Origin of the sequence: Anaeromyxobacter oryzisoli (genome assembly GCF_022690765.1) — a bacterium.
Classification (GTDB): Bacteria; Myxococcota; Myxococcia; order Myxococcales; family Anaeromyxobacteraceae; genus Anaeromyxobacter; species Anaeromyxobacter oryzisoli.
In genome coordinates this window covers 102,665-125,271 of the sequence record NZ_JALCZA010000003.1, presented here as the reverse complement: position 1 = coordinate 125,271, position 22,607 = coordinate 102,665, and the positions used below count along the sequence as shown (strand labels likewise).

Below are 22,607 nucleotides of genomic sequence, written 5' to 3'. Positions count from 1 at the left end.
CGGGGGAGGTGCCGAACGACGCGGCGCACGCGCCCGTCATGGCGGTGAGCGATCGCGACTTCGCCCGCTTCCAGCGCCTCATCAACGACGAGGCGGGCATCTGGCTCGCGCCGGTGAAGAAGGCGCTCCTCGTGGGGCGCCTCGCGCGCCGCCTGCGCGAGCTCGGGACGACCTCGTTCGGCGAGTACTTCGAGCTCGTCGCCGCGAACGAGGCCGAGCGGATCCGGATGCTCGACGCGATCTGCACGAACGAGACGCACTTCTTCCGGGAGCCGCGCCACTTCGAGTTCCTGTGCGACCGCATCTTCCCCGCGTGGCGCGCCGAGGCGGACGCGGGGACGCGGCCGCGGCGCCTCCGGGTGTGGAGCGCCGCCTGCTCCACCGGCGAGGAGCCCTACACGCTCGCGATGACGCTCCTCTCGTCGTTCCAGGGCTGGGACCTCGAGATCCTCGCGACCGACCTCTCCACCAAGGTCCTCGCCCGGGCGCAGGCGGCCGTCTTCCCTCTCGAGAAGGCCCGCGAGATCCCCGAGGCGTACCTCAAGGCCTACATGCTGAAGGGGTACGGCGGCCAGGAGGGGCTCATGAAGGCCGGGCCGGAGATCCGCCAGCTCGTCCGGTTCTCCCGCCTGAACCTCACCCACGATCACCCGGCGCTCGGGCGCTTCGACGTGATCTTCTGCCGGAACGTCCTCATCTACTTCGACAAGGAGACGAAGGGGAAGGTCGTGCACCGCCTCCTCGACCACCTCCAGCCAGACGGGTACCTGTTCCTCGGTCACGCCGAGAGCCTGGGCGGGTTCACCACGCGGGCCAAGGCGGTGCTCCCCACCGTCTACACGCTCGCGCCACCCCCTCGACCGGAGAGGTAGACGTGCCTGCGCGCGTCCTCGTCGTCGACGACTCCGCGGTGGTCCGCACCGCGCTCGCCCAGATCCTCGGTCGGGCCGGGTTCCTCGTCGAGACGGCGAACGACCCGCTCATCGGGATGGAGAAGATGCGCCGGCAGCGGCCGGACGCGATCGTGCTCGACATCGAGATGCCGCGCATGGACGGGCTCACCTTCCTGCAGAAGGTGATGCGCGAGGACCCGATCCCGGTGGTGGTCTGCTCCGGGCTCGCCGGCCCCGGCACGGAGGTCGCGCTCCACGCGCTCGAGGAGGGCGCGGTGGACATCGTGGCGAAGCCTCGCCTCGGGGTGAAGGGCTTCCTCGAGGAGTCCGCGCAGCACCTCGTCCACGTGGTCCGGGCCGCGGTCCAGGCGAAGGTGCGGCCGCGGCGGGCCGCGCCCCCGGCCCGCAAGCTCTCGACCGACGCGGTGCTCCCGGCCAAGCGCTCCTCCCCGATCCGGCAGACCACGCACAAGGTGGTGGTGGTGGGCGCGTCCACCGGCGGGACGGAGGCGCTCCGCGCGCTGCTCGAGGCGATGCCGCCGGACGCGCCCGGCCTCGCCATCGTCCAGCACATGCCCGAGGTCTTCACCGCCCAGTTCGCGCGCCGGCTCGACCAGAGCTGCCGGATCGAGGTGAAGGAGGCGTGCTCCGGCGACCGCCTCGTCTCGGGCCGGGCGCTGATCGCGCCGGGCAACCACCACCTCGCGGTCCGGCGCTCGGGCGCGCTCTACTTCGCGGACGTGCTGGACGGGCCGCCCGTGTCGCTCCACCGGCCGAGCGTGAACGTCCTGTTCCGCTCCGCGGCGCAGGCCGCCGGCTCGAACGCGGTCGGCGTGATCCTCACCGGGATGGGGGACGACGGGGCGGACGGGATGGCCGAGCTGCGGGCGGCCGGCGCCCACACCATCGCCCAGGACGAGGCCACCTCGGTGGTGTTCGGGATGCCCAAGGAGGCGATCGCGCGGGGCGGCGTGGACGAGGTCCTGCCGCTGTCGCGGATCGCCCAGTCGATCCTCAAGTGGACCGCGTGAACGCCGAGGAGCCCGTCCCCTCTCATGGCGAGCCCGGGTCCGCCCGGGGAGGGTCCGCGCCGTACCAGGTCACGCAGGACATCCCTCGTTCGTGGTATGGCTATTTCTGACCTGCGTCACGCGGCCGTGGCGACATCGACACACTCGCAGACTTTTTTGAACTCGTAGCTTTCACGGCGGGCGCACCGGATCCCGGCGCCGGCCATGCAAATGGCTCGCGACGAAACGGCGCCTTCGGGCTGCCTGGTCGAGTGCGGCGACTCCGCACAGGGGTGCTCGATGAAGAACATGTCGATCGGCGTGCGGCTCGCCCTCGCCTTCCTGCTCATGCTCGCGATCACCGGCGCCGTCGCGCTCTCGGGCTACTGGGGGCTCGCGCGCGTGTCGGCGACCACGCTGGACATGCTCTCCGGCGACGCGCGGATGGCGAGCCTCTGCGACGACGCGCGCTCGGAGGCGCTCCTGCTGCGCCGCTACGAGAAGGACACCTTCCTGAACATCGGCGAGGGCGCGAAGCAGGCCGAGTACTTCGAGAGCTGGACGAAGGAGGCGAGCGCGCTCCGCGACCACCTCGCCGAGGCGGCGACCCTCGCGAGCGACGCGAACGATCGCGAGGCGGTCGCCACCGCTCGCCGGGAGCTCGAGAACTACGTGCGCGGGTTCCAGGAGGTGGGCGCCGGGGCGCGGAACGGGCAGTACGCGACGCCGCAGGAGGCGAACGCCGCGATGACGCCGCTCAAGGAGCCGATCCGGGCGCTGGCCGACGCCCTCGATCAGCTCTCCCAGGTCCATCAGAAGAGGATGGCCGAGGCGGGGGCGGTGGTGGGCGCCGCGGCGTCCGACGTCCGCGCCACGATGCTCCTCATCGTCCTCGTCGGCGTCGCGCTCGGCGTGGCGGTGAGCGTCTTCATCACCAAGTCGATCACCGGCCCGATCGCCGGCGTGCTCCGCGTCGTGGAGCGGGTCGCCGACGGAGATCTCCGCGAGCTGCCGGTCGTCGATCGCACCGACGAGACCGGCCGGCTCCAGGCCGCCATGCGCGACATGGCGGAGAAGCTCGCCCGGATCATCGGCGAGGTCCGCGGCGGCGCGGAGGCCCTCACCGGCGCCTCCCAGCAGGTGTCCGCGACCGCCCAGTCGCTGTCGCAGGGCACCGGGGAGCAGGCGGCGAGCGTCGAGGAGACGACGTCCTCCCTCGAGGAGATGAGCGCTTCGATCGCCCGGAACGCCGAGGGCTCGCGCCAGACGGAGCGGATGGCCACGGACGGCGCGCGGAGCGCCGAGGAGAGCGGGCGCGCGGTGACCGAGACGGTCGGCGCGATGAAGACGATCGCCGAGCGGATCGGGATCGTGGAGGAGATCGCGTACCAGACGAACCTGCTCGCGCTGAACGCGGCCATCGAGGCCGCGCGCGCGGGCGAGCACGGCCGCGGGTTCGCGGTGGTGGCGACCGAGGTCCGCAAGCTCGCCGAGCGTGCGCAGAAGGCGGCCAAGGAGATCGGCGGGCTCGCCTCCTCGTCGGTGAAGGTGGCGGAGCGGTCCGGCGCGCTCCTCTCCGGCCTCGTGCCGACGATCCAGAAGACGGCGGAGCTGGTCCAGGAGGTCGCGGCGGCGAGCCAGGAGCAGTCCACCGGGGTCTCCCAGGTGACCAAGGCGATGGGCGTCGTGGACCAGGTGACGCAGCGGAACGCGTCGGCGGCGGAGGAGCTGTCGTCCACAGCCGAGGAGCTGTCGGCCCAGGCCGAGGCGCTGCAGCAGCTCATGAGCTTCTTCCAGGTGGAGCGGGCGGCCGTCGGGCCGCGCGCCCTGCACGCGCCCGTCCACGCACCCGCCTCGGCTCCCGCCGCGCACGTCCCGGCGCTGCCGCACCCGAAGCTGCCTCACCCCCTCACGCATCCCGCGACGCACCCCGCCGCGCCCGAGGACGCCGCGGCCCTCCCCGCCCCGAAGCGGAACGGCGCGGTCTCCCAGGAGACCGGCGGGTTCAAGAAGTTCTAGGCGACGGGACCCAGGCGCGGGCCGGCGCAAGCCCCGTGAACCGTGCCCGTCACCGTCACCGGCTCCTCCGTGACCCGTGAACCGGGTCCCGTGGCCCGTGGCCCGGTTCCCGTGGTCCGACCGCGCCGTCGGATCACGGTCACGGGACACGGGAGGCGGGAGCCGGGCACGCGGGATCGGTAACGGTCACGGGACACGGGTACGGGTTCGCGTCCGGGGTCGGGTACGGATGCGAGCACGGGCCGCAGGCCTGACGCCCGACGCCGCTCCAGCCTGCTCAGTCCTCGACCTCGTCCAGCCAGGCCATCTGGATCGCCTCGAGGATCGCCTCGTTCGATTTCTGCGGGTCGTCGGAGAAGTCGGGCAGCTCGCGGACGAAGCGGTGCAGGTCGGTGAAGCGCACCGAGAGCGGCGCCACGTCGGGGTGGCGCTCGCTCAGGGCGATGGCGATCTCGCGGACGTCGGTCCAGTGCATGGTCAGCTCCTAGCTCGCGATCCGGTTGTGGGGGACGCGGACCACCACGTCCGCGGTCCCCACCTCGGCCTGGCAGCCGAGGCGGGAGGTGGGGCCGAGGCCGGCGGCCTCGTTCAGCCGCTCGTCCTCCCGGTCCCCGATCTCCGAGAGCGACTCGAGCCCCTGCTCGATCCAGACGTGGCAGGTGGTGCAGGCGCAGACCCCGCCGCAGTTGTGCGGCAGCTCCACCCCGGCCGCGTCGGCGGCGTCGAGGATCGAGGTGCCCGCCGGCACCTCGACGGTCTTCCCCTCCGGGACGAAGGTCACCCGCGGCATGGCCCGCTCACCCGCCCTCGCCGGACTCGAGGTCGGAGTCCTTCGACCCCGTGGCGGGCGGCTGATCTGCGAACTCGACCACCCGGTGGCCCGACATCGCCTTCGCGATGTGCTTGTTCATGCGCCGCTCGGCGAACTCCTTCGTGGCGGCGTCCACGGACTCGATCCACGCCTTCACCGCGAGGAAGTCGGAGCCGGCCATCGCCTCGCGGAGCCCGGCGATCTTCTCCTCGATCCGCGCGCGCTCCGCGGGGGTGAGCAGCTCGCCGTCCATCCCGAACGCCGTCTCGAGGGCGGAGACGATCCGGTCGCCCTCCACCCGCCACTCGCGGAGGAAGCGCTCCGAGACGTCCTCCTCCGCGTGCTCGATGCTCTCCACGAGCATCTGCTCGACCTCGTCCTCGGTGAGCCCGTAGGTCGGCTTCACCTGGATCCGCTGCTCGATCCCGGTGGTCAGCTCGCGCGCCGAGACCTGGAGGATGCCGTCCGCGTCCACCGCGTAGGAGATCTCCACGCGCGCGATGCCGGCGGGCATGGGCGGGATCCCCTTCAGCGTGAAGCGCGCGAGGGACCGGCAGTCGCGGGCCAGCTCGCGCTCGCCCTGCACGACGTGGACGACCATGCCCGTCTGGCCGTCGGCGTAGGTGGTGAACCCCTGGGTCGCCGAGGCGGGGATGGTGGAGTTGCGGAGGATGATCTTCTCCACCACGCCGCCCATCATCTCGACGCCGAGGGAGAGCGGGATGACGTCGAGGAGCAGCACGTCCTCGCGCCCGCCGCGCTCGAGGGCGTCCGCCTGCACCGCCGCCCCGAGGGCGACGACCGTGTCCGGGTCGAGGTCGGTGAGCGGCTCCTGCCCGAAGAGCTCGCGCACGTGCCGGCGCACCAGCGGGGTGCGGGTCGCGCCGCCGACGAGGACCACGCCGTCCACCTTCGCGACGCGGGCGTCCCGGAGGGCGTCGCGGGTCGGGCCGGTGGTGCGGTCCACCACCGGCTGGATGAGCGCCTCGAGCTCCGCGCGCGTGAGCCGCACCGTCAGCCGGAGCCCCTCGGGCAGCTCCACCTCAGCCTCGACCGCCTCCTCCGTCGTGAGCGTCTCGCGGATCCGCTGCGCGGCCGCCACCGTGGCGCGGAGCACGCCGGGCGAGGGGTCCTCGATCCGCTGCGCGAGCCCCTCGGCGAGGAGCTTCCGCGCGAGCACGCGGTCGAAGTCGTCGCCGCCGAGGTGGGTGTCGCCGCCGGTGGAGAGCACCTCGAAGACGCCCGCGTCGAGCCGCAGGATCGACACGTCGAAGGTGCCGCCGCCGAGGTCGTAGACCGCGAAGGTGCCCTGGGCGCGCTTGTCGAGGCCGTAGGCGAGCGCCGCCGCGGTGGGCTCGTTGAGGAGGCGGAGGACGTCGAGGCCGGCGAGCCGGCCGGCGTCCTTGGTCGCCTGCCGCTGGGCGTCGTCGAAGTAGGCCGGGACGGTGATGACGCAGCCGCCCGGCGCCTCCCCGAGCGCGTCGGCCGCGTGCCGGCGGAGGCGGCGGAGGATCTCGGCGGAGACCTCGATCGGCGTGACCTTGCGCGCGCCGCCGCCGACCTCGAGGCGCACCACCGCGCCGGACTCGTCGAAGCGGTAGATGCCGCGGTCCTCCGGCCGGATGTCCCCCGGGCCGCGCCCCATGAACCGCTTCACGGAGAGGATGGTGTCCACCGGCCGCTCCGGCGCCAGGCGGCGGGCGGCGGCGCCGACCTCCACCGCGCCGTCGGGGGCGTAGAACACCGCGGACGGGAGGAGGGGGCGCCCCTCGTCCACGGGCAGGACCTGGGGGCGGTTGCGCTCGTCCACGAGGGCCACGAGCGAGTTGGTCGTGCCGAGATCGATCCCGATGGCGCGGGGCATGGTCCCTGTTCTTACTACGTCTGGAGCGAGGCGCCGGCGCGGCGCGCGTCGGCGATGATGTTGTCGTAGTACCGCGCCCGGGAGAGCCGGCGCGCGATGTCGAGCACGAGATCGGAGAACCAGTGCTCGTCCTCGAAGCAGGCCGCGACCTCCGCCTCGAGCGCCGCCAGGCGCTCGCGGGCCCGCTCGGCGATGGCCACCAGGGCCGGGCCGTCGCCGTCCGCCTGGGCGACCGCCATCGCCTCCCGCCACTCGAGCTGCTCCTCGAGGAACTCCGGGTCGGCGAAGGTCTTGCCCTCCGCGAAGACGTCCGTGCCGGCGAGCTTGAGGAGGTAGGCGGCGCGGAGGCGCCAGTCCTTCAGGTACCGGAACGCGTCGTTGAGGCGCGTCGCGCGCTCCAGCGAGAGCCGCCGCTCGCGCGCCTCCGCCTTGGCGAAGCGATCCGGGTGCAACGAGCGGGAGAGCTCCCGGAAGCGCTTCTCGACCTCCGCGCGATCCACCGCGAACTGCCGGGGGAGCCCGAGCAGCGAGAAGTAGTCCTCCGTCCGCCCCACGGGCTGGATCTTCCGGCAGCTGGGGCAGAAGGGCGTGGGCTCCTCCTCCAGCGTCTTGCAGCTCCAGCAGTGCAGCACCGACTTCCTCCGTCCTGGTCACCGCCCCTGCGCGAAGAGCCGGGCGGACGCGCCGGGTCCGAGCGGCGAGGGCCGCGGGTCACCCCCCGCGAGCCATGCGAGGAGCGTGCCCTCCCCTCGTTCAGATCGTGAAGGACTCCCCGCACCCGCACGCGCTCTTCACGTTGGGGTTCCTGAACACGAACCCGGTCTGCATGAGCGTCTGCTGCCAGTCGATCACGGTCCCGGCGAGGAACAGCGCGCTCTTCGGGTCCACGAAGACCCGCGCGCCGTCTCGCTCGATCACCTGGTCGAGCTTGGCGGGCCGGTCCGCCCAGTCCACGAAGTAGGAGAGCCCGGAGCAGCCGCCGCCCTTCACGCCGAGCCTGAGCCCGCCGCCGGGCGACTGCCGCTCCTCCGAGAGCTTCCGGATCCGGGCCGCCGCCTTCTCGCTGATCTCGATCGCCGCACCGGCCATGGCCGCTCCGCTAGATCCCCGACTTGAGGACGCCGGCCGCCACGAGCGCCGCCCGGTCGCCCTGGACCGTGTTCGGCTTCACGGCAGGATCCGACTGGCCGTGCTTCTTCTGCCAGTCGAACACCGCGGCCTTGATCGCGTCCTCGGCGAGGACCGAGCAGTGGATCTTCACCGGCGGCAGGTTCAGCTCGGTCGCCACGTCGGTGTTCTTGATGGTGAGCGCCTCGTCCACCGTCTTTCCCTTCACCCACTCGGTCACGAGCGAGGAGGACGCGATGGCGGAGCCGCAGCCGAAGGTCTTGAACTTGGCGTCCTCGATGACGCCCTGGTCGTTCACCCGGATCTGCAGCTTCATCACGTCGCCGCAGGCGGGCGCCCCCACGAGGCCGGTACCCACGTCCGGATCGCTCTTGTCGAGGGAGCCCACGTTCCGCGGGTGCTCGTAGTGATCGAGGAGCTTCTCGGAGTACGCCATCTCGGTTCCTTCCCTGTCCCCCGCCCGCGTTGGACCCGGCGCGCGCGGATCCGGTTCCTAGTGGGGGTTCGCCCACGCGATCTGGTTGGGGTCGATGCCGTCCTTCACCATCTCGTAGAGCGGGGACATCTCCCGCAGCTTCGTCACCTTCTCGGCGAAGAGGCGCACAACGTACCCCACCTCCTCCTCGGTGGTGAAGCGCCCGAGCCCGAAGCGGATCGACGAGTGCGCCATATCGTCGCTCACGCCCATCGCGCGGAGGACGTACGACGGCTCGAGGGACGCGCTCGTGCACGCCGACCCCGAGGAGACCGCCACGTCCTTCACCGCCATCATCAGCGCCTCGCCCTCGACATAGGCGAAGCTCACGTTGAGGTTTCCCGGCAGGCGGTGCTCCAGGCTGCCGTTCACGGTCACGAGATCGAGCGACCGCTCGATCCCCTTCCTGAGCTTCTCCCGGAGGGCGAGCACCCGGGCCCCCTCCGCCTCGCGCTCCACGCGGGCGAGGGCGGCCGCCTTACCGAAGCCGACGATGCTCGGCACGTTCAGGGTGCCCGAGCGGAAGCCGCGCTCGTGGCCGCCGCCGTCCATCTCGGCGACGAGGCGGACGCGCGGCTTGCGCCGGACGTACAGCGCGCCGACGCCCTTCGGCCCGTACATCTTGTGGGCCGAGATCGAGGCGAGATCCACGTTCATCGCGTCCACGTCGAACGGGATCTTGCCGATCGACTGGACCGCGTCGCAGTGGAGGACCACCCCGGCGGCGCGGGTGACGGCGCCGATCTCCGCGATGGGGTTGACGACGCCGGTCTCGTTGTTCGCGTGCATCACGGACACGAGGATCGTGTCCGGGCGGAGGGCCGCCTTCAGGCGGCCGGGATCCACCCGCCCGTCCCGCTCCACGTCGAGGAACGTGACCTCGAACCCCTCGCGCTCCAGGGCGTGCATCGAGTCGAGCACCGCCTTGTGCTCGGTCTTGGAGGTGACGAGGTGCTTGCCCTTCGACTGGTAGAAGTGGGCGGCTCCCTTGACGGCGAGGTTGTCGGACTCGGTCGCGCCGCTCGTCCAGACGATCTCCTTGGCCGACGCGCCGACCAGCCGGGCGACCTCTTCCCGGGCCGCCTCGACCGCCTCCTCCGCCTTCCAGCCGAAGACGTGGCTCTTCGAGGCGGCGTTTCCGAAGTCGGTGGTGAAGTACGGCAACATCGCGTCGAGCACGCGGGGGTCGACGGGCGTGGTGGCGTGATAGTCCATGTAGATGGGAATCTTCATCTCGCCCGTTACCTCTCAGAGAGAAGCGAGGAGGGGAAAACGCCCTCCGAGCGCTCGAACGTGGACGGTGAGGGTCGAGTATAAGGAAAACGCTCACCCGGTCAAGCGTCGCTCACCCGGGCGAACTCCTGGCTGCCACAGGACATTTTTCGAGCATAGCGAGCCCAAGAAATGCGCACCTCCCACCGCCTGCTCCTCGCCGCCCTGGCCTTCGTGGCCGTCGCCTGGCTCCCGGATCGGATCGGCCTGGCCCCGACCGGGGCCGGCACCGATCTCGGCCTCGGCGGCCTGCTCGGGCGCGGCTCGCTCCTGGCGTTCGCCGTCGCGTTCGCCGGGGGCGTCGCGACCAGCCTCACCCCGTGCGTGTACCCGCTCATCCCGATCACGGTGTCGCTGTTCGGCGCCCGGAAGGCGGGGTCGCGCGCGGAGGCGGTGACCCTCTCGGCGCTGTACGTCCTCGGGATCGCCGTCACGTACTCCGCCCTCGGCGTCGGCGCGGCGGTCACCGGGAGGGCGTTCGGCAGCGTGATGCAGAACGGCTGGGCGATGGCGGGGGTGGCGCTCGTGCTCGGGGCGCTCGCGCTGTCGATGTTCGGCGCGTTCGAGCTGCGGCTGCCGTCCTCGCTCCAGCTCGCGCTGAACCGCGTCGGCGGCGCCGGCCGCGCCGGCGCGCTCGGCATGGGGCTCGTCGCCGGGATCATCGCCGCGCCCTGCACCGGCCCGGTGCTCGCGGCGGCGCTCACCTTCATCGCCGCGAAGGGCTCCGTCGCCTTCGGCGTCGGCGTGATGTTCACGTACGCCCTCGGGATGGGGCTCCTGTTCTTCCTGATCGGCGCCTTCTCCGTCGCCCTGCCGAAGAGCGGTCCGTGGATGGAGACGGTGAAGTCCGTCTTCGGGGTGGCGCTCCTCGCCGCCGCCCTCGTCTTCCTGAAGGGCGCGCTCCCGCAGTCGAGGGCGCTGTTCTCGGCGGCGCACGGAGCCGCCTACGCCGCGGCGGCCGCCGCGGCGGCGGGCGTCCTCCTCGGGGCGCTGCACGGGAGCTTCCACGGCCCGGCCCTCGCCCGGGCGGTGAAGGCGCTCGGCGTGGCGCTGCTCGTCGGCGGGATCGTCTACGGCGCGGGGGCCGCCGGCGCGCGCGAGGAGCGGCAGCGTGCGAGCGCGACGTTCGCCTGGCTCCGCTCCTACGATCAGGCGATCGCGAAGGCCCGGAGCGAGGGGCGCCCGGTCATCCTCGACTTCTGGGCGGACTGGTGCGTGGCCTGCAAGGAGCTCGACCAGATCGCCTGGTCCCAGCCGGCGGTGCAGTCCGCGGCCCAGCACTTCGTGGCGGTGAAGATCGACGGGACGGCGGGCGACGACGCGTTCACGGCACTCGCCGAGCGGTACGGCGTGGTCGGCATGCCGACGGTGGTCTTCCTCGACGGCCACGGCCGCGAGGTGCCCGACCGGGTGATGGGCGTGGTGTCCGCGAAGGAGATGCTCTCCCGCCTCGAGGGCGTGGACGGCGCCTGCGACAAGCTCGAGTCGCTCCCGGACGCGGCGCCGGAGGATCGGCGCCCCGGCGCCGTGCCGGTGGCGTGCGCGATGCGGTGGTGAGGGGCGGGCCCCAGGGCCCGTGATCCGTCACCGTGCCCGTGACCGTTTCCCGTCCCCGCCTCCCGCCTCCCGTGTCCCCTGGCCCGTAAACCGACGGCGCGGTCGGACGACGGGGACGGGGCCACGGGCCACGCGACCCGGTTCACGGGTCACGGAGAGGCCGGTGACGGTGACGGGCACGGCTCACGGAGGACCGGCTCGACCGTGTCCGCCTCCCGTGTCCCCTGGCCCGTGATCCGACGGCGGTCGGGCCACGGGGACGGGGCCACGGGCCACGCGACCCGGTTCACGGGTCACGGAGAAGCCGGTGACGGTGACGGGCACGGCTCACGGGGCGTGCCCCGGTGCTTCCTTCAGAACACCCGGTACCCGCCCACCACGAGGAACGTGAGCTCCGCCCGGCTGCCGGAGATCGGCGCGTCGCCCGCGCCGCCGCGGTAGCCGATCCCGACGCGCGCGCCGAGCGTGTACCCGTCGTAGAGCGGAGCCTCGTACGCGAGCGAGACCCGCGGCCTGAAGAGGATCCCCCTGTCGGCCCGCAGGGTGAGGGTGAGCGGCACCTCCCCGATGATCGACACGATGCCGCTCCGGGTCCGCTGCGAGAGCGAGACCCCCGGGTTCGCCTCGAGCCCGCGATCCTCATGGTTCGAGTCGTGGAACCAGGTCCCGCCGAAGTCCTTGTACCAGGCGAGCTCGAAGCGGCCGGCCATCGCGAACGGGCCCACGGCCCTGAACGGGTGCCTGTAGAAGACGCCGAGGTGGAGCTCGGTCGTAGACCAGTCGAGATCGACAAAGCCTCCGAGGTCATCCTGCGGCGTGATCCCCTGTGCGTAGAGGAACGAGAGCTGCGACCACCCGGCCTGCGCGAGCATCGCCGAGCCGCCGCCGAGGGGCTCGGCGGAGAGGAGCGAGAGCTGGGTGGGCGGCGTCGGGATCGTGCGCGGCGCCGGGAGCTGCTCCGCCGGCCGCGCTGGAGCGGGCTCGGCGGGCTCGGCGGGGGTCTCGGGCGCGGCGGGCAGGGCGGCGGTCGGGCGCGGAGCGCTCTCCTTCCGGGGGAGCGGCGGGTTCTCCTGCTGCGGCGGGGCCGGCTGAGCGGCCTCGTCCCCGCCGTCCGGCCCGACGGGCGGGAACGGCACGACGGGCGCGGCCTGGGTGAGGAGCAGGAGATGAAGCGCAGACAGTGTGGCGAGCATCGATCGGGCAGCCTCCGGGCGGGGGATTCTACCGGAGACGGGCGAGCGATGTTGACACCCTGAATGGCCTTGGCTAATGAGGAGGCCCCCATCGCCCAGGTGGCGGAACTGGTAGACGCACCAGATTCAGGGTCTGGCGGCCTCAAAACCGTGGAGGTTCGAATCCTCTCCTGGGCACACGCGACGGGCCGGCGGGTCGAACCGCCGGCCCGTCCTCTTTTTCAGCTTCGGGCTTCGCGCCGCTCTCGCGCCCCGAGGCCCGAAGCCCGGCGTCCGAGACCTTCTTCCCGGGTCTGGCTCCCATCCCGTTGACATCTCGGGCCGTCTGCATATTTATGCAGACCCATGCATGTCCATCCAGCCGCGATCGTCGGCGCCTCCGGCTACGCCGGGCTCGAGCTGACGCGCCTCCTCGCCCGCCATCCGCGCGTCCGCCTCGCCGCGCTGTACTCCGATCGCTGGAGCGGCGAGACCGCCGGCGCGCGGCTCCCGCTCGACGGCGCCCCCGCCGCCCTCTCCTACCGACCCCTCGCCGACGGCGAGGGGGCCGACGCGGAGATCGCCTTCCTCGCGACGCCGGCCTCCGTCTCCGCCGAGCTCGCGCCGAAGCTCCTCGCGCGCGGCGTCCGCGTGGTCGATCTCTCCGGCGCGTTCCGGCTCGCCGATCTCGCCGCGTACCCGGCCTGGTACGGCTTCGCGCACCCGGCGCCGGAGCTCCTGGCCGAGGCGCGCTACGGCCTGCCCGAGCTCGCTCGCGACGGCCTCTCCGGCGCGCGGCTCGTCTCGAACCCCGGCTGCTACGCCACCGCCATCGCCCTGGCCCTCGCGCCGCTGGTGCGCAGCGGGCTCGTCTCGCCCGAGGGCATCGCCGTGACCGGCCTGAGCGGCGTGTCCGGCGCCGGCCGCAAGGCCTCCGAGGACTACAGCTTCGTCGAGCTCGGCGAGGATCTCCACGCCTACCGGCTCGGCAAGCACCAGCACGTCCCCGAGATCGAGCAGACCGTGGCCCGGTTCGCGGGGGCGTGCGGCGCGCTCTCCTTCACGCCGGTGCTCGTCCCCATCCGGCGCGGCATCCTCGCGACCGCGACCCTCCGCCTCGCCGGCGGCGCGAGCGCGGCCGACCTCGGGGCGGCGCTCCAGGCGGCGTACGGCCGCGAGGCGTTCGTGCGCCCGATGGCGGCGGAGCGGGTGTCGGTGAAGGACGTGGTGCGCACGAACCGCTGCCACGTGGGGGTCGCGGTGGACGCCCGCGCCGGCGTCGCGGTCGCCGTCTCGGCCATCGACAACCTCGTGAAGGGCGCCGCCGGCCAGGCGGTGCAGGCGCTGAACGCCGCGATGGGCTGGCCGGAGGCGACCGGCCTCGACCTGCTGGGGGGCTAGCAAGTGAAGATCCCGAAGGGCTTCCGCTTCGGCGGCGTGCACTGCGGCCTGAAGCCCAGCCGGCGCGACCTCGCCCTCGTCGTCTCCGATCACCCCGCCGCCGCGGCGGGCGTCTTCACGATCAACAAGGCCACGGCCGCGCCGGTCCTCGACGCGCGCGGGCGCGTCCCCGCCGAGGGGATGCGGGCGGTCCTGGCGAACTCCGGCAACGCCAACGCGCTCACCGGGCCGGCCGGCCTCGACGACGTGACGGTGATCCGGGCCGCCGTCGCAGACGCGCTCGGGATCCAGAAGCGGGCCGTCCTGACCGCCTCCACCGGCGTGATCGGGGCGCGCCTCCCGGCGATGAAGATCGTCACCGCCCTGCCCGCGCTCGTCGAGGCGCTCGGCGACCACCCCGACCTCGCCGCCGAGGCCATCATGACCACCGACACGCGCCCGAAGATGGCGGCGCGCGAGGTGATCCTCGGCGGGAAGACCGCGATCGTGTCGGCGATCTGCAAGGGCTCGGGCATGCTGGCCCCGCAGCTCGCGACCACGCTGTGCGTGATCGTCACCGACGCGGCCGTCTCCCCGCCGGCGCTCCAGGGCGCGCTCTCGCGCGCGGTGCAGCGGACCCTCAACATGGTCACCGTGGACGGCGAGATGTCCACGAACGACACCGTCTACGCCCTCGCGAACGGGCTCGCCGGGAATCCGCGGATCCACGACCCCGGGGCGGACCTCGACCGGCTCGAGAACGCCCTCGGCGACCTCCTCGGCGAGATGGCCCGCGCCATCGCCGCCGACGGCGAGGGCGCCACCAAGCTGGTCGAGGTGGTGGTCTCCGGCGCCCCCACGGACGAGGCGGCGCGCGACTGCGCCCGCTCCGTCGCGTCGTCGCCGCTGGTGAAGGCCGCGCTCTTCGGCGCCGATCCGAACTGGGGACGGATCCTCGCCACGGTGGGCGCCCGCGCCGGCGCCGCGGGGTACGCCATCGACCCGTTCCGCGCGCAGGTGACGCTCCAGGGCGTCGTCGTCTTCGCGAACGGCGCCCCGGTCGAGCTCGATCGCGAGGCGCTCCGGGCCCGGATGCGGGAGGGCCGGATCGACGTCCTGGTCGAGCTCGCCGACGGAGACGCGCGCGCGGTGTCGTGGGGGTGCGACCTCTCCTACGACTACGTGAAGATCAACGCCGACTACAGCTCGATGATCGTCCAGCGCCCCGACGGCCAGGTCGCCAAGGACGACCGGGTGGCGAACTACAGCCCGGCGTTCAAGCGGACCCTGCTCGCCGAGGCGCTCAAGTACATCGCCGCCTTCTCCGGCCAGGTCGCCGTCATCAAGTACGGCGGCGCGGCGATGGTGAAGGAGGGGCTCAAGGAGGCCTTCGCGGAGGACGTCACCCTCCTCAAGAAGGTGGGGCTCAAGCCGGTGGTGGTCCACGGCGGCGCCCCGGAGATCACGAAGACCCTCGAGAAGCTCGGCGAGCACACCGAGTTCGTGGACGGCATGCGCGTGACCGACGCGCAGAGCCTCCCCGTCGTCGAGATGGTCCTCACCGGCAAGGTGAACCAGGAGCTGGTGGCGCTGCTCAACGCGCGGAACGCGGGCGCCGTCGGCCTCTCCGGGAAGGACGGGAAGCTCGTCCGCGCGCGGAAGGTCCCGTCCCTCGACGGCGTCGATCTCGGCCACGTCGGCGAGGTGGTCGAGGTGAACCGCAAGTTCCTCCAGATGCTGCTCGACGGTGGGTACGTGCCGGTGATCTCGCCGATCGGCCTCGCGGACGACGGCACGGGGCTCTCCATCAACGCGGACGCGGTCGCGTCGGCGGTCGCGGTCGCGCTCGGCGCGCGGAAGCTCATCTACCTCACCGACGTCGCCGGCGTGCTCGAGTCCTCCCCGAACGGCGCGCTGGTCCGCCAGCTCACCGCCCCCGACCTCGCCCGCCGCCTCGAGGCGGGGGCGATCACCGGCGGGATGAAGTGGAAGGCGCACGCCATCCTCGCCGCGCTCCAGGGCGGCGTGGACCGCGTGCACGTCCTCGACGGCCGCCAGCCGCACACCGTCATCGCCGAGCTGTTCACCGATCGCGGCGTCGGCTCGCTCATCACCCTCGGGGAGCCGCGATGACCGCCGCCGAGCGCCGCCGCGACGCCGTCGCCCGCATCATCCGGTCCAGCCGGATCGCGACGCAGGAGGAGCTGCTCGAGGCGCTCGCCGGGGCGGGCTTCCGCGCCACGCAGGCGACCCTCTCCCGGGATCTCGCGCGGCTCGGCGCGCGCCGGGTCTCGCGCCCGGAGGGCGGGACGATCTACGAGCTCGCCGACGGCGACGGCGCCGACGGGACGCCCCGCGGCGCGGCGGACCTCGCGGCGTTCGGCGGGCTCGTCACCGCCGTCTCCGCGAACGCGTCGATGGTGGTCATCCGGACGCCGCCCGGCAGCGCGCCGGCCATCGCGCGGGCCATCGACCTCGCGCAGCTCCCGGAGGTGCTCGGGACGCTCGCCGGCGACGACACCGTGTTCGTCGCGCCGGCCGGCGAGCTCCGCCCGCGGCACCTCGCGACGCTCCTGTCGGGGCTGCTCGGGAGCTGACGACCGGGGCACGCCCCGTGATCCGTGCCCGTCACCGTCATCGGCTTCTCCGTGACCCGTGAACCGGGTCCCGTGACGGTCCGAACCGGCGCGCCCTCTGCCTACCCGCCCACGCGCCGCCACTCGTCGTTCGACCGGGCGACGCAGTCCTCGATGGCGAGGCCGCCGAAGAAGTTCCCGGTGACGGCGAGCTTCCCGCCCGCGAGGCAGCGGTCGATCTCCGCGACCAGCTTGCCGTGGCCGAGCGCGGGCGACGGGAGGACCCGCCGCTGCTCCACGAGCTCGCCGAGCTCGCCGACCGGGACGCGCAGCACCTCCGAGACGCGCCGGAGCCGGTCCGCGCGGGGCACCGCCCCCTTGAAGTGGAAGGCGAACGCACGGAGCCGCGGATCCGGGAACGGATCCCGCGTCACCGCCGAGAAGAACAGGTCGTCCACCGGCACGAGGAAGGCGCACTCGGGCATCCAGCACCGATCGCGCGGGAGCACCACCCCCACGCTCTCCACCTCCGTCGTCGCCACCCGCGCGAGGGCGGTGGCCAGCTCGGGGAGGTCCTCGCGGACGAGCGCGGCCGCCTGCGGCGGCGGGACGGCGAGGGCGAGGAGCGGCGCGGTGACGGTGCGGCCGTCCGCGGTGGTGACCGCGTACTCGCTTCCCGCGCGCGAGACGTGGGTCGCGGCGACGCCCGTCTCGACCTCGACGCCTCGCGAGCGCGCCGCCGCTTCGCAGACGAGCTGGAGACCGCCGTCGAACCCGAAGCTCCGCACGAACTCCTCGCGGCGCGGGCGCTTCTTGAACAGCGACCCCGGCCCCTCCACGGGGAACCCGTCCGCCTTCTGCGAGGGGACCGCCGCGAAGAACGGGGAGAAGAGCCGGTCGTAGTTCCGGCGCCCCACCAGCCCCGAGTAGTACGAGTAGACCGTCTGGCCTTCCTTCTTGCGGAAGATCCCGGCGGGGAAGCTCAGGCCGGCCTCGAGCCAGTCGAGCTGGAGCAGGATCTTCGGCGGGGTGAGCCAGCGGACGTGGCCGGCGCGGAGGAGGCCGAACCTCGACCGCGCGGGGCCGCGCTGGATGATCTTGCCCGCGACGCCGGCACCGACCGCGATGTCGAGGAACCCGCCGTAGCTGTTGTAGGCGGTGTGCGCCCCCATCTCGAACCAGTACCCGTCGGGGCGGCGGTGCGAGTGCAGGCACCCGCCGACCCGCTGGTCGCCCTCGAGGACCCGCACCCGCCTGCCAGCCTGGCCGGCCTTCCACGCGAACGCGAGGCCGCTGATGCCGCCGCCCACCACGATGACGTCTGCCGTGCCCATCGCCTCTCCGAGGTGATCCCTTTGCGCCCTGCCCGTGCGGGGCGGACGACGAGCGTGGCAGAGAACGCGACGCCGCGCCAGCGCTCTCGCGTACCCGCGATCGGTGACGCACCCGGGCGCGGCAACCGGGACCATGGCCCACCGGCGTGCAATCGTTTACAAAGGTCGCATGCGCATGCGGATCGGGTTCATCGGACTCGGGACCATGGGCGAGCCCATCGCCAACAACCTCCGCAAGGCTGGGCACGAGCTCACCGTCTGGAACCGGACCCCATCGCGCGCCGATCACATCGTCTCGAAGGGCGGCAAGCTCGCCCGCACGCCGAGGGAATGCGCGACCGGCCGCGATCTCGTGCTCACCTGCGTCTCCGACGAGGCGGCGCTCTCGGCGGTGCTGGAGGGCGCCGACGGCGCGCTCGCCGGGCTCGCCCACGGCGACGTGCTCGTGGACTTCTCCACCTCCGGCGCCCGCGCGGCGAAGGCGGTCGCGGAGGAGGTGGCCCGGCGCGGGGCGCGGTTCGTCGCCTGCCCGCTCCTCGGCTCGCGCAGCGCCGCCGAGCAGGCGCAGCTCGTCGTCGTCGCCGGCGGGAGCGCCGCGGCGCGGGAGCGGGCGCGGCCCGCGCTGCACGCCGTCGCCGCGCGGATCTTCGAGCTGGACGAGCCCGAGAAGGCCGCCCTGATGAAGATCGTGGTGTATGCGGTCGGGAACGCGATGGTCGCCGCGCTCGGCGAGTCGCTCGCGCTCGGCGCCGCCGGCGGGCTCGAGCCCTGGCGCATCATCGAGGTGCTCCAGGCGTCGTCGTTCCACTCCCCGCTCTTCCTCATGAAGGGCGAGCTCGTCGAGCGGAAGGACTACGCGCCGCGGTTCAAGCTCTCCCTCGCCGAGAAGGACGAGCGCCTCGTCGAGGAGGCCGCCGCCGATCTCGGCGTGAAGCTCGCGCTCGGCGAGGCGGTCCGCCGGCTCTTCGCGGAGGGCGTGCGGACCGGGCGCGGGGACTCCGACGTCGCCGCCGTCGCCGAGCTCTGGCAGCGCGCGAAGAAGCCGTAGCCTCCGCGCGCGCCGCGCCATCAGGAGCCGGGGGGCTCGTACCGCGCGAGGGTCCGGCGCACCGCCTCCACGAAGTGGCGGCGCGCGGACGCCGGGGCGATCACCTCGGCGTCGCCGCCGAGCGAGAGCGCCAGGCGGGTCGCCCACTCGTCGCCGGCCCCGCGGATCTCCACCACCGCCCCGCCCTTCTCCGTGCGCTTCGCGAGCGCGATCCCCGGGCGTGACAGGGCCCACGGCGCCGCCTGGGGCCCGAGCCGGAGCCGGACCGGCTCCCCGCTCGGCTCGGAGAACAGGCGCGCCCGCGCGAGCTCCGCCTCCGACGGCGCCTCGAAGCGATCCGGGAGGGCGGCGCAGTCGCGGATCCGGTCCACCCGGAACGCCAGCGCCTTCCCGCGCGCCGCGTCGTGGCCGTACAGGTACCAGTGGCCGAACCGCTGGGCGAGCGTGTACGGGTGGACCACCCGCTCGGTCTCGGCGTCACGCGAGGCCGAGTGGTACGCGAGCTTCACCGAGTGGCGATCGGCGATGGCGCGCTGGAGCCGCCCGAGCACCGAGTCGCGGGCCGGCGGCGCGCCCGCGTAGATCCGGCCCACGAGCTCGTCGAAGCTCGCGCGCCGGTCCCGGGGGACCGCGTCGCGCAGCGCCTCGACCGCCCGCTCCCGCCCCTCGCCCCCGAGCCCCTGGGCGGCGGCGGCGAGGGCGGCGGCCTCGCTCTCGGTGAAGCGCGGCGGCCGCGAGAAGCTCTGGTGGAGCGCGACGTAGACCCGGTCCCGCTCGACGTACAGGTCGAGGAAGTCGTCCGGAGCGAACGGCGGCGACCCGACCCCGAGGAGGAAGTCGAGATCCTCGACCAGCTCCTTCTCGGTGCAGCCGCAGCGACGCGCGAGGTCCTTCACCGGGATGCCGGGGTGGCGGACCGCGTACGGGACGAGGAACAGCACGCGCCGGAGCCGCTCGCGCGGATCGGTGCGCGCCGCGTGCGACCCGCGCGCCTTCGGCGGACGCTCCTTCGCCGCCCTCGGGGCGCTCGCCGCCGGGGCCGCCGGGACCGCCGGCGCCGCCTTTCCCGGCTTCCCCGCCTTCCGCGCCGCCGCGCGGCCGCTCCCCCGCGCCGTCCGCGTCACGCGAGCCTCCGTGCGAGCGTCGAGAGCACCTCGCGGGCGCGCTCGCGCAGCGCCTTCGGCGCGAGGATCTCCGCCCGCTCGCCGAGCGCGAGCACGTGCCGGAGCAGCCCCTCCTGGTTGGTCGCGTCCACCTCGATCACCGCCCCCCCGCCCTCCTCCCTCGTCCTCGCGCGGGGTCCGAAGGAGGCGAGCACCTCGGCGGGGATCGGCGGGTCGAGGCGCACCCGGCAGCGCACCGGCGCGTGGACGTCGTACTCCCAGGCCTCGCGGGTCGCGTACGCGGCGATGGAGAAGTCCTTCCGCGGCTTGAAGTCGGGCGTGCGCGGCGCGGCGGGGTTCACCGTGAGCGCCTCGATCCGGGAGACGTGGAACGTGCGGATGTCCTCGCGGAGGTGGCAGTACCCGGCGAGGAACCAGGCGCCGCCCTTCTGGAAGAGGCCGTAGGGATCGACGTCGCGCTCGGTCCGCTCGCGCCGCTCGGCCCCGAGGTAGGCGAGGTGGACGCGCTTCCGGAGGGCGATCGCCCGCGAGAGCTCCTCGATCCACTGCGCGACCTCGGGGCGCGGCTCGCCCGCGTCGGCGGTGAGCCGCCGCGCGGCGAACGCCGCCGCCTCGGACGCGCCCGGGGCGCGGGCCGCGAAGGAGAGCTTCGAGAGGGCGTGGGCGAGGTCGCGGGAGTACGGGAACGCGCCGCTGGCGAGCGCCGCCGAGCCCGCCACGTAGAGGAGCGCGAGGTCCTCGGGCGGGAGCTTCAGATCCGGGAGGTAGAACTCGTCGCGATCGATGAGGTAGCCGGCCGGCAGATCCTCGTCGCCGGCCGCGTAGCGGACGGGGATCCCGAGCTCGAGCAGGTCCGCCTTGTCCCGCTCGAACTTGCGGATCGCCGCCTCGTCCGTCCCGCCGTAGTCCTCCGGGAACTGCTCCTGGATCTCGCGCCACGAGACGGGCTCGGCCGCCTTGAGGAGGAGCGCCGCGAGATCGAGCAGCCGCTGATCCTTCTGCATCGCCGCGGAAACCTCGCAGAGCCTGGCCGGTCCGTCAACGTGTGGTAGGATCGGGCCTTCCCTGGCTGGCGCGGGAGCGTTCGATGGCAGGGCTCGGGCTCGGTCCCACGGACTTCGCGCTCTTCGAGATGGACGACCCGGAGCTCCGGGCCGCCGCCCTCGAGCAGACGCTCCAGCCGAAGCTCCTCGCCATCGGCGAGCAGTGCGTCTCCGGGCTCTCGCGCGTCGCCGGCAAGGAGCTGTTCGCCCACCCCGGGAAGCTCCCCCACCGCAAGGACACCGCGCCCGAGGAGCTCCTCGTCGCCTTCTCGGACAGCCCGAAGGGCTACCGCGGCCTCCCCTTCCTCGGCGTGGTGGTCACCCGGGATCACCTCCACGCGCGCGTCGGCGTGCGCGGCGAGTCGCCGCGGCGGATCGCCATGCAGCAGGCGCTCGCCCACGAGGCCGCGAACCTGGCGAGGAAGGGGAAGCCCTTCCGCAAGCTGCGACAGTTCACCGACTGGAACTTCGAGGAGCTGCCCGAGCTCGCGCCCGCCCACTCGCCCGCGTTCTGGACCGAGCTCGGCGAGGAGCTCGCCCCGGGCAGGCCCGGCCTGGACGTCGGGATCGCCTTCACCCGGGAGGAGGCGCGGAGCGTCTCCCTCGGCGATCTGCTCGGCGTGTTCCGGGATCTCGGCCCGCTCTACAAGGTGCTGGCGAACGCGGCGGAGTGAGGGAGCGGCCCGAAGCCGGATCGGGCCGGACCGTACACCGTGCCCGTCACCGTCACCGGCTTCTCCGTGACCGTGAACCGGGTCCCGTGGCCCGTGGCCCGATCCCGTGATCCGACGGAGACACGGGCCACGGACGGCGGGACACGGGAGGCGGGCACGGGGGATCGGTCACGGTCACGGGAACGGGCACGGTCAGATCCTGAAAAGCCCGGCCCCGCCCTTCTCACCCCACGCTGCCGTCGGCCCCGCCCTTCGCCTCCGCCTCGCCTTCCGGAGCGGCGGGGGCGGTCTGCTTCTCGGCGCGCGCGGCCTCCTTCTCGGTGAGGCGGCGCTCCTCGCGGGCGGCCTGGCGGACCGCCTCGACCAGCTCCTCGTGGTCCCGGCGGAGCGCGTCGTGGCGGCGGTGGAGCTCGGCGTACCGGTCCGCGGCGAGCTCGAGCTCGCCCTTCTGCACCATGTAGACGCGCTTCTCGGTCTCGAGCCGGCCTCGGGCGTTCTTGAGCGCCTGCTCGAGCTCCGCGACGCGCTTGCGCAGCTCGCTCGCCTTGCCCTCCGCCCGGTCGGCGCGCTCGCGCTCCGCCCGCAGCTTCCCCTCGTCGATTCCGGGCGCTGCCGCGGCGGCGGCGGGCGCGGCGATCGGAGCCGGCGCCGGCGCCCGAGCCGGAGCCTGCGCCGCCCGGGCGGCCTCGAGCCGCTTCACGGAGGTCGTCGCCTTCTCGACCTCCTTCTCGAGGTTGCGGGCGCGGGAGGACTGGTGCTCCGCCTCGGCGCGGGCCTCGGCGAGGCGCGCCGCGAGCTTGTCGATCTCCTCGCGGAGCGCCTGCGCGCCCCCGAGCCGCTTCGCCGCCTCCTGCTGCTCGAAGGCCTTCTTCTTGGCGCGGTCGAGGTCGGCGCGGAGCGCGCTCGCCTCGTCCCCCTTGCGCTTCGCCTCGGCGCGCACGTCGGCCGCGGCCTTGCGCGCCGCCTCCGCTTCGGCGGCGAGCTTCGCCTCCCCCTCGCGGCGCGCGGAGAGCTCCGCCCGCGCCTTCCGGGCGGAGAGGAAGAAGACGACGGCAGCGAGGACGCCGAGCAGGGCGGCGAGGACGAGGAGGCCGTTCACCATGGAGGGGCTCCGGGACGGATGGATCACAACTCACTACTCCAGGACCCGCCGGCTGGGAAGCGCTCCGCGGCCGGGCGGGTGGGCGCTTGGTACGGCGGGCCGCGTCCCGGGCGGTTAGGAACGTT

The 22,607-nt window shown here is 73.5% G+C and carries 21 protein-coding genes and 1 tRNA gene; 10 read left to right on the top strand and 12 right to left on the bottom strand.

Going from position 1 to position 22,607, the window contains the following annotated elements; genetic code table 11:
- Positions 1-38 precede the first annotated feature (38 nt).
- From MNZ27_RS01865 to MNZ27_RS01855, 3 genes are all read left to right on the top strand, one after another.
- Positions 39-872, top strand: coding sequence for a CheR family methyltransferase (locus tag MNZ27_RS01865; RefSeq protein ID WP_242392348.1), 834 nt, complete (start codon positions 39-41; stop codon positions 870-872).
- Between the two features lie 2 nt (positions 873-874).
- The gene (locus tag MNZ27_RS01860) at positions 875-1,924 is read left to right on the top strand and encodes a protein-glutamate methylesterase/protein-glutamine glutaminase (RefSeq protein WP_242392318.1); all 1,050 of its coding nucleotides are present in this window, start codon (positions 875-877) and stop codon (positions 1,922-1,924) included.
- Positions 1,925-2,203: 279 nt separating this feature from the next.
- The gene (locus MNZ27_RS01855; RefSeq protein ID WP_242392317.1) at positions 2,204-3,922 is read left to right on the top strand and encodes a methyl-accepting chemotaxis protein; all 1,719 of its coding nucleotides are present in this window, start codon (positions 2,204-2,206) and stop codon (positions 3,920-3,922) included.
- Positions 3,923-4,199: 277 nt separating this feature from the next.
- Here the strand turns inward: MNZ27_RS01855 and iscX are convergent, their stop codons facing one another.
- From iscX to MNZ27_RS01820, 7 genes are all read right to left on the bottom strand, one after another.
- Positions 4,200-4,397, bottom strand: a complete 198-nt coding sequence (gene iscX / locus MNZ27_RS01850) for a Fe-S cluster assembly protein IscX (protein ID WP_456298392.1) — start codon at positions 4,395-4,397, stop codon at positions 4,200-4,202.
- A gap of 9 nt (positions 4,398-4,406) precedes the next feature.
- Positions 4,407-4,712, bottom strand: coding sequence for a 2Fe-2S iron-sulfur cluster-binding protein (locus MNZ27_RS01845; RefSeq protein ID WP_242392316.1), 306 nt, complete (start codon positions 4,710-4,712; stop codon positions 4,407-4,409).
- Between the two features lie 7 nt (positions 4,713-4,719).
- Positions 4,720-6,597 (bottom strand): Fe-S protein assembly chaperone HscA, encoded by a 1,878-nt coding sequence (gene hscA, locus MNZ27_RS01840; protein WP_242392315.1) that lies wholly within the window; start codon positions 6,595-6,597, stop codon positions 4,720-4,722.
- Positions 6,598-6,611: 14 nt separating this feature from the next.
- The gene (hscB, locus tag MNZ27_RS01835; protein ID WP_242392314.1) at positions 6,612-7,229 is read right to left on the bottom strand and encodes a Fe-S protein assembly co-chaperone HscB; all 618 of its coding nucleotides are present in this window, start codon (positions 7,227-7,229) and stop codon (positions 6,612-6,614) included.
- 121 nt (positions 7,230-7,350) lie between these two features.
- Complete coding sequence (locus MNZ27_RS01830; protein WP_242392313.1) at positions 7,351-7,686, bottom strand: HesB/IscA family protein; 336 nt, start codon at positions 7,684-7,686, stop codon at positions 7,351-7,353.
- Between the two features lie 10 nt (positions 7,687-7,696).
- Positions 7,697-8,161: a Fe-S cluster assembly scaffold IscU gene (gene iscU, locus MNZ27_RS01825; protein WP_332842736.1), complete on the bottom strand. Its 465-nt coding sequence runs from the start codon at positions 8,159-8,161 to the stop codon at positions 7,697-7,699.
- A 57-nt stretch (positions 8,162-8,218) separates the two neighbouring features.
- Positions 8,219-9,433 (bottom strand): IscS subfamily cysteine desulfurase, encoded by a 1,215-nt coding sequence (locus tag MNZ27_RS01820; protein ID WP_242392312.1) that lies wholly within the window; start codon positions 9,431-9,433, stop codon positions 8,219-8,221.
- Positions 9,434-9,604: 171 nt separating this feature from the next.
- On the opposite strand from MNZ27_RS01820, the gene MNZ27_RS01815 reads away from it, so the two are divergent.
- The gene (locus MNZ27_RS01815; protein ID WP_242392311.1) at positions 9,605-11,029 is read left to right on the top strand and encodes a protein-disulfide reductase DsbD family protein; all 1,425 of its coding nucleotides are present in this window, start codon (positions 9,605-9,607) and stop codon (positions 11,027-11,029) included.
- Positions 11,030-11,382: 353 nt separating this feature from the next.
- Here MNZ27_RS01815 and MNZ27_RS01810 read toward each other — a convergent pair whose 3' ends face one another.
- Positions 11,383-12,222: a hypothetical protein gene (locus MNZ27_RS01810; protein WP_242392310.1), complete on the bottom strand. Its 840-nt coding sequence runs from the start codon at positions 12,220-12,222 to the stop codon at positions 11,383-11,385.
- A gap of 93 nt (positions 12,223-12,315) precedes the next feature.
- Between MNZ27_RS01810 and MNZ27_RS01805 the strand changes: the two genes are divergently transcribed.
- The 4 genes from MNZ27_RS01805 (at position 12,316) to MNZ27_RS01790 (ending at position 16,178) form a co-directional block, all read left to right on the top strand.
- Positions 12,316-12,399, top strand: a tRNA-Leu gene (locus MNZ27_RS01805).
- Between the two features lie 168 nt (positions 12,400-12,567).
- Positions 12,568-13,602: an N-acetyl-gamma-glutamyl-phosphate reductase gene (gene argC / locus MNZ27_RS01800; protein WP_242392309.1), complete on the top strand. Its 1,035-nt coding sequence runs from the start codon at positions 12,568-12,570 to the stop codon at positions 13,600-13,602.
- A 3-nt stretch (positions 13,603-13,605) separates the two neighbouring features.
- Positions 13,606-15,714, top strand: a complete 2,109-nt coding sequence (argJ, locus tag MNZ27_RS23870) for a bifunctional glutamate N-acetyltransferase/amino-acid acetyltransferase ArgJ (protein WP_242392308.1) — start codon at positions 13,606-13,608, stop codon at positions 15,712-15,714.
- The gene (locus tag MNZ27_RS01790) at positions 15,711-16,178 is read left to right on the top strand and encodes an arginine repressor (protein ID WP_242392307.1); all 468 of its coding nucleotides are present in this window, start codon (positions 15,711-15,713) and stop codon (positions 16,176-16,178) included. The genes argJ and MNZ27_RS01790 overlap by 4 nt, the downstream gene beginning before the upstream one ends.
- A 101-nt stretch (positions 16,179-16,279) precedes the next feature.
- On the opposite strand, the gene MNZ27_RS01785 is transcribed toward MNZ27_RS01790, so the two are convergent.
- Positions 16,280-17,491, bottom strand: coding sequence for a protoporphyrinogen/coproporphyrinogen oxidase (locus MNZ27_RS01785; protein WP_242392306.1), 1,212 nt, complete (start codon positions 17,489-17,491; stop codon positions 16,280-16,282).
- 169 nt (positions 17,492-17,660) lie between these two features.
- Here MNZ27_RS01785 and MNZ27_RS01780 point away from each other — a divergent pair, with 169 nt between their 5' ends.
- Positions 17,661-18,539 carry an NAD(P)-dependent oxidoreductase gene (locus MNZ27_RS01780; RefSeq protein WP_242392305.1) on the top strand — a complete coding sequence of 293 codons (879 nt, stop codon included), beginning with the start codon at positions 17,661-17,663 and terminating at the stop codon, positions 18,537-18,539.
- Between the two features lie 20 nt (positions 18,540-18,559).
- Here the strand turns inward: MNZ27_RS01780 and MNZ27_RS23865 are convergent, their stop codons facing one another.
- Together MNZ27_RS23865 and MNZ27_RS01770 are read right to left on the bottom strand one after the other, a co-directional pair.
- Entirely contained in the window at positions 18,560-19,663 is a 1,104-nt protein-coding gene (locus MNZ27_RS23865; RefSeq protein ID WP_242392304.1) for a helix-turn-helix transcriptional regulator, read from the bottom strand.
- Complete coding sequence (locus MNZ27_RS01770) at positions 19,660-20,667, bottom strand: helix-turn-helix transcriptional regulator (protein WP_242392303.1); 1,008 nt, start codon at positions 20,665-20,667, stop codon at positions 19,660-19,662. Before MNZ27_RS01770 ends, MNZ27_RS23865 begins: the two co-directional genes overlap by 4 nt.
- 83 nt (positions 20,668-20,750) lie before the next feature.
- Here MNZ27_RS01770 and MNZ27_RS01765 point away from each other — a divergent pair, with 83 nt between their 5' ends.
- Positions 20,751-21,380, top strand: coding sequence for a DUF1054 family protein (locus MNZ27_RS01765; RefSeq protein WP_242392302.1), 630 nt, complete (start codon positions 20,751-20,753; stop codon positions 21,378-21,380).
- Between the two features lie 223 nt (positions 21,381-21,603).
- Here the strand turns inward: MNZ27_RS01765 and MNZ27_RS01760 are convergent, their stop codons facing one another.
- On the bottom strand, positions 21,604-22,482 hold the full coding sequence (locus MNZ27_RS01760; RefSeq protein WP_242392301.1) for a hypothetical protein: 879 nt from the start codon (positions 22,480-22,482) through the stop codon (positions 21,604-21,606).
- Positions 22,483-22,607 lie beyond the last annotated feature (125 nt).

What these genes read in the sequence shown, in the direction of transcription:
- MNZ27_RS01865 (WP_242392348.1), top strand. Translation starts at nt 39, where the DNA reads ATGGCGGTGAGCGATCGCGACTTCGCCCGCTTCCAGCGCCTCATCAAC.
- MNZ27_RS01855 (WP_242392317.1), top strand. Translation starts at nt 2,204, where the DNA reads ATGAAGAACATGTCGATCGGCGTGCGGCTCGCCCTCGCCTTCCTGCTC.
- iscX (WP_456298392.1), bottom strand. Translation starts at nt 4,397, where the DNA reads ATGCACTGGACCGACGTCCGCGAGATCGCCATCGCCCTGAGCGAGCGC.
- MNZ27_RS01845 (WP_242392316.1), bottom strand. Translation starts at nt 4,712, where the DNA reads ATGCCGCGGGTGACCTTCGTCCCGGAGGGGAAGACCGTCGAGGTGCCG.
- hscA (WP_242392315.1), bottom strand. Translation starts at nt 6,597, where the DNA reads ATGCCCCGCGCCATCGGGATCGATCTCGGCACGACCAACTCGCTCGTG.
- MNZ27_RS01830 (WP_242392313.1), bottom strand. Translation starts at nt 7,686, where the DNA reads ATGGCCGGTGCGGCGATCGAGATCAGCGAGAAGGCGGCGGCCCGGATC.
- iscU (WP_332842736.1), bottom strand. Translation starts at nt 8,161, where the DNA reads ATGGCGTACTCCGAGAAGCTCCTCGATCACTACGAGCACCCGCGGAAC.
- MNZ27_RS01820 (WP_242392312.1), bottom strand. Translation starts at nt 9,433, where the DNA reads ATGAAGATTCCCATCTACATGGACTATCACGCCACCACGCCCGTCGAC.
- MNZ27_RS01815 (WP_242392311.1), top strand. Translation starts at nt 9,605, where the DNA reads ATGCGCACCTCCCACCGCCTGCTCCTCGCCGCCCTGGCCTTCGTGGCC.
- MNZ27_RS01810 (WP_242392310.1), bottom strand. Translation starts at nt 12,222, where the DNA reads ATGCTCGCCACACTGTCTGCGCTTCATCTCCTGCTCCTCACCCAGGCC.
- argC (WP_242392309.1), top strand. Translation starts at nt 12,568, where the DNA reads ATGCATGTCCATCCAGCCGCGATCGTCGGCGCCTCCGGCTACGCCGGG.
- MNZ27_RS01790 (WP_242392307.1), top strand. Translation starts at nt 15,711, where the DNA reads ATGACCGCCGCCGAGCGCCGCCGCGACGCCGTCGCCCGCATCATCCGG.
- MNZ27_RS01785 (WP_242392306.1), bottom strand. Translation starts at nt 17,491, where the DNA reads ATGGGCACGGCAGACGTCATCGTGGTGGGCGGCGGCATCAGCGGCCTC.
- MNZ27_RS01780 (WP_242392305.1), top strand. Translation starts at nt 17,661, where the DNA reads ATGCGCATGCGGATCGGGTTCATCGGACTCGGGACCATGGGCGAGCCC.
- MNZ27_RS01770 (WP_242392303.1), bottom strand. Translation starts at nt 20,667, where the DNA reads ATGCAGAAGGATCAGCGGCTGCTCGATCTCGCGGCGCTCCTCCTCAAG.
- MNZ27_RS01765 (WP_242392302.1), top strand. Translation starts at nt 20,751, where the DNA reads ATGGCAGGGCTCGGGCTCGGTCCCACGGACTTCGCGCTCTTCGAGATG.
- MNZ27_RS01760 (WP_242392301.1), bottom strand. Translation starts at nt 22,482, where the DNA reads ATGGTGAACGGCCTCCTCGTCCTCGCCGCCCTGCTCGGCGTCCTCGCT.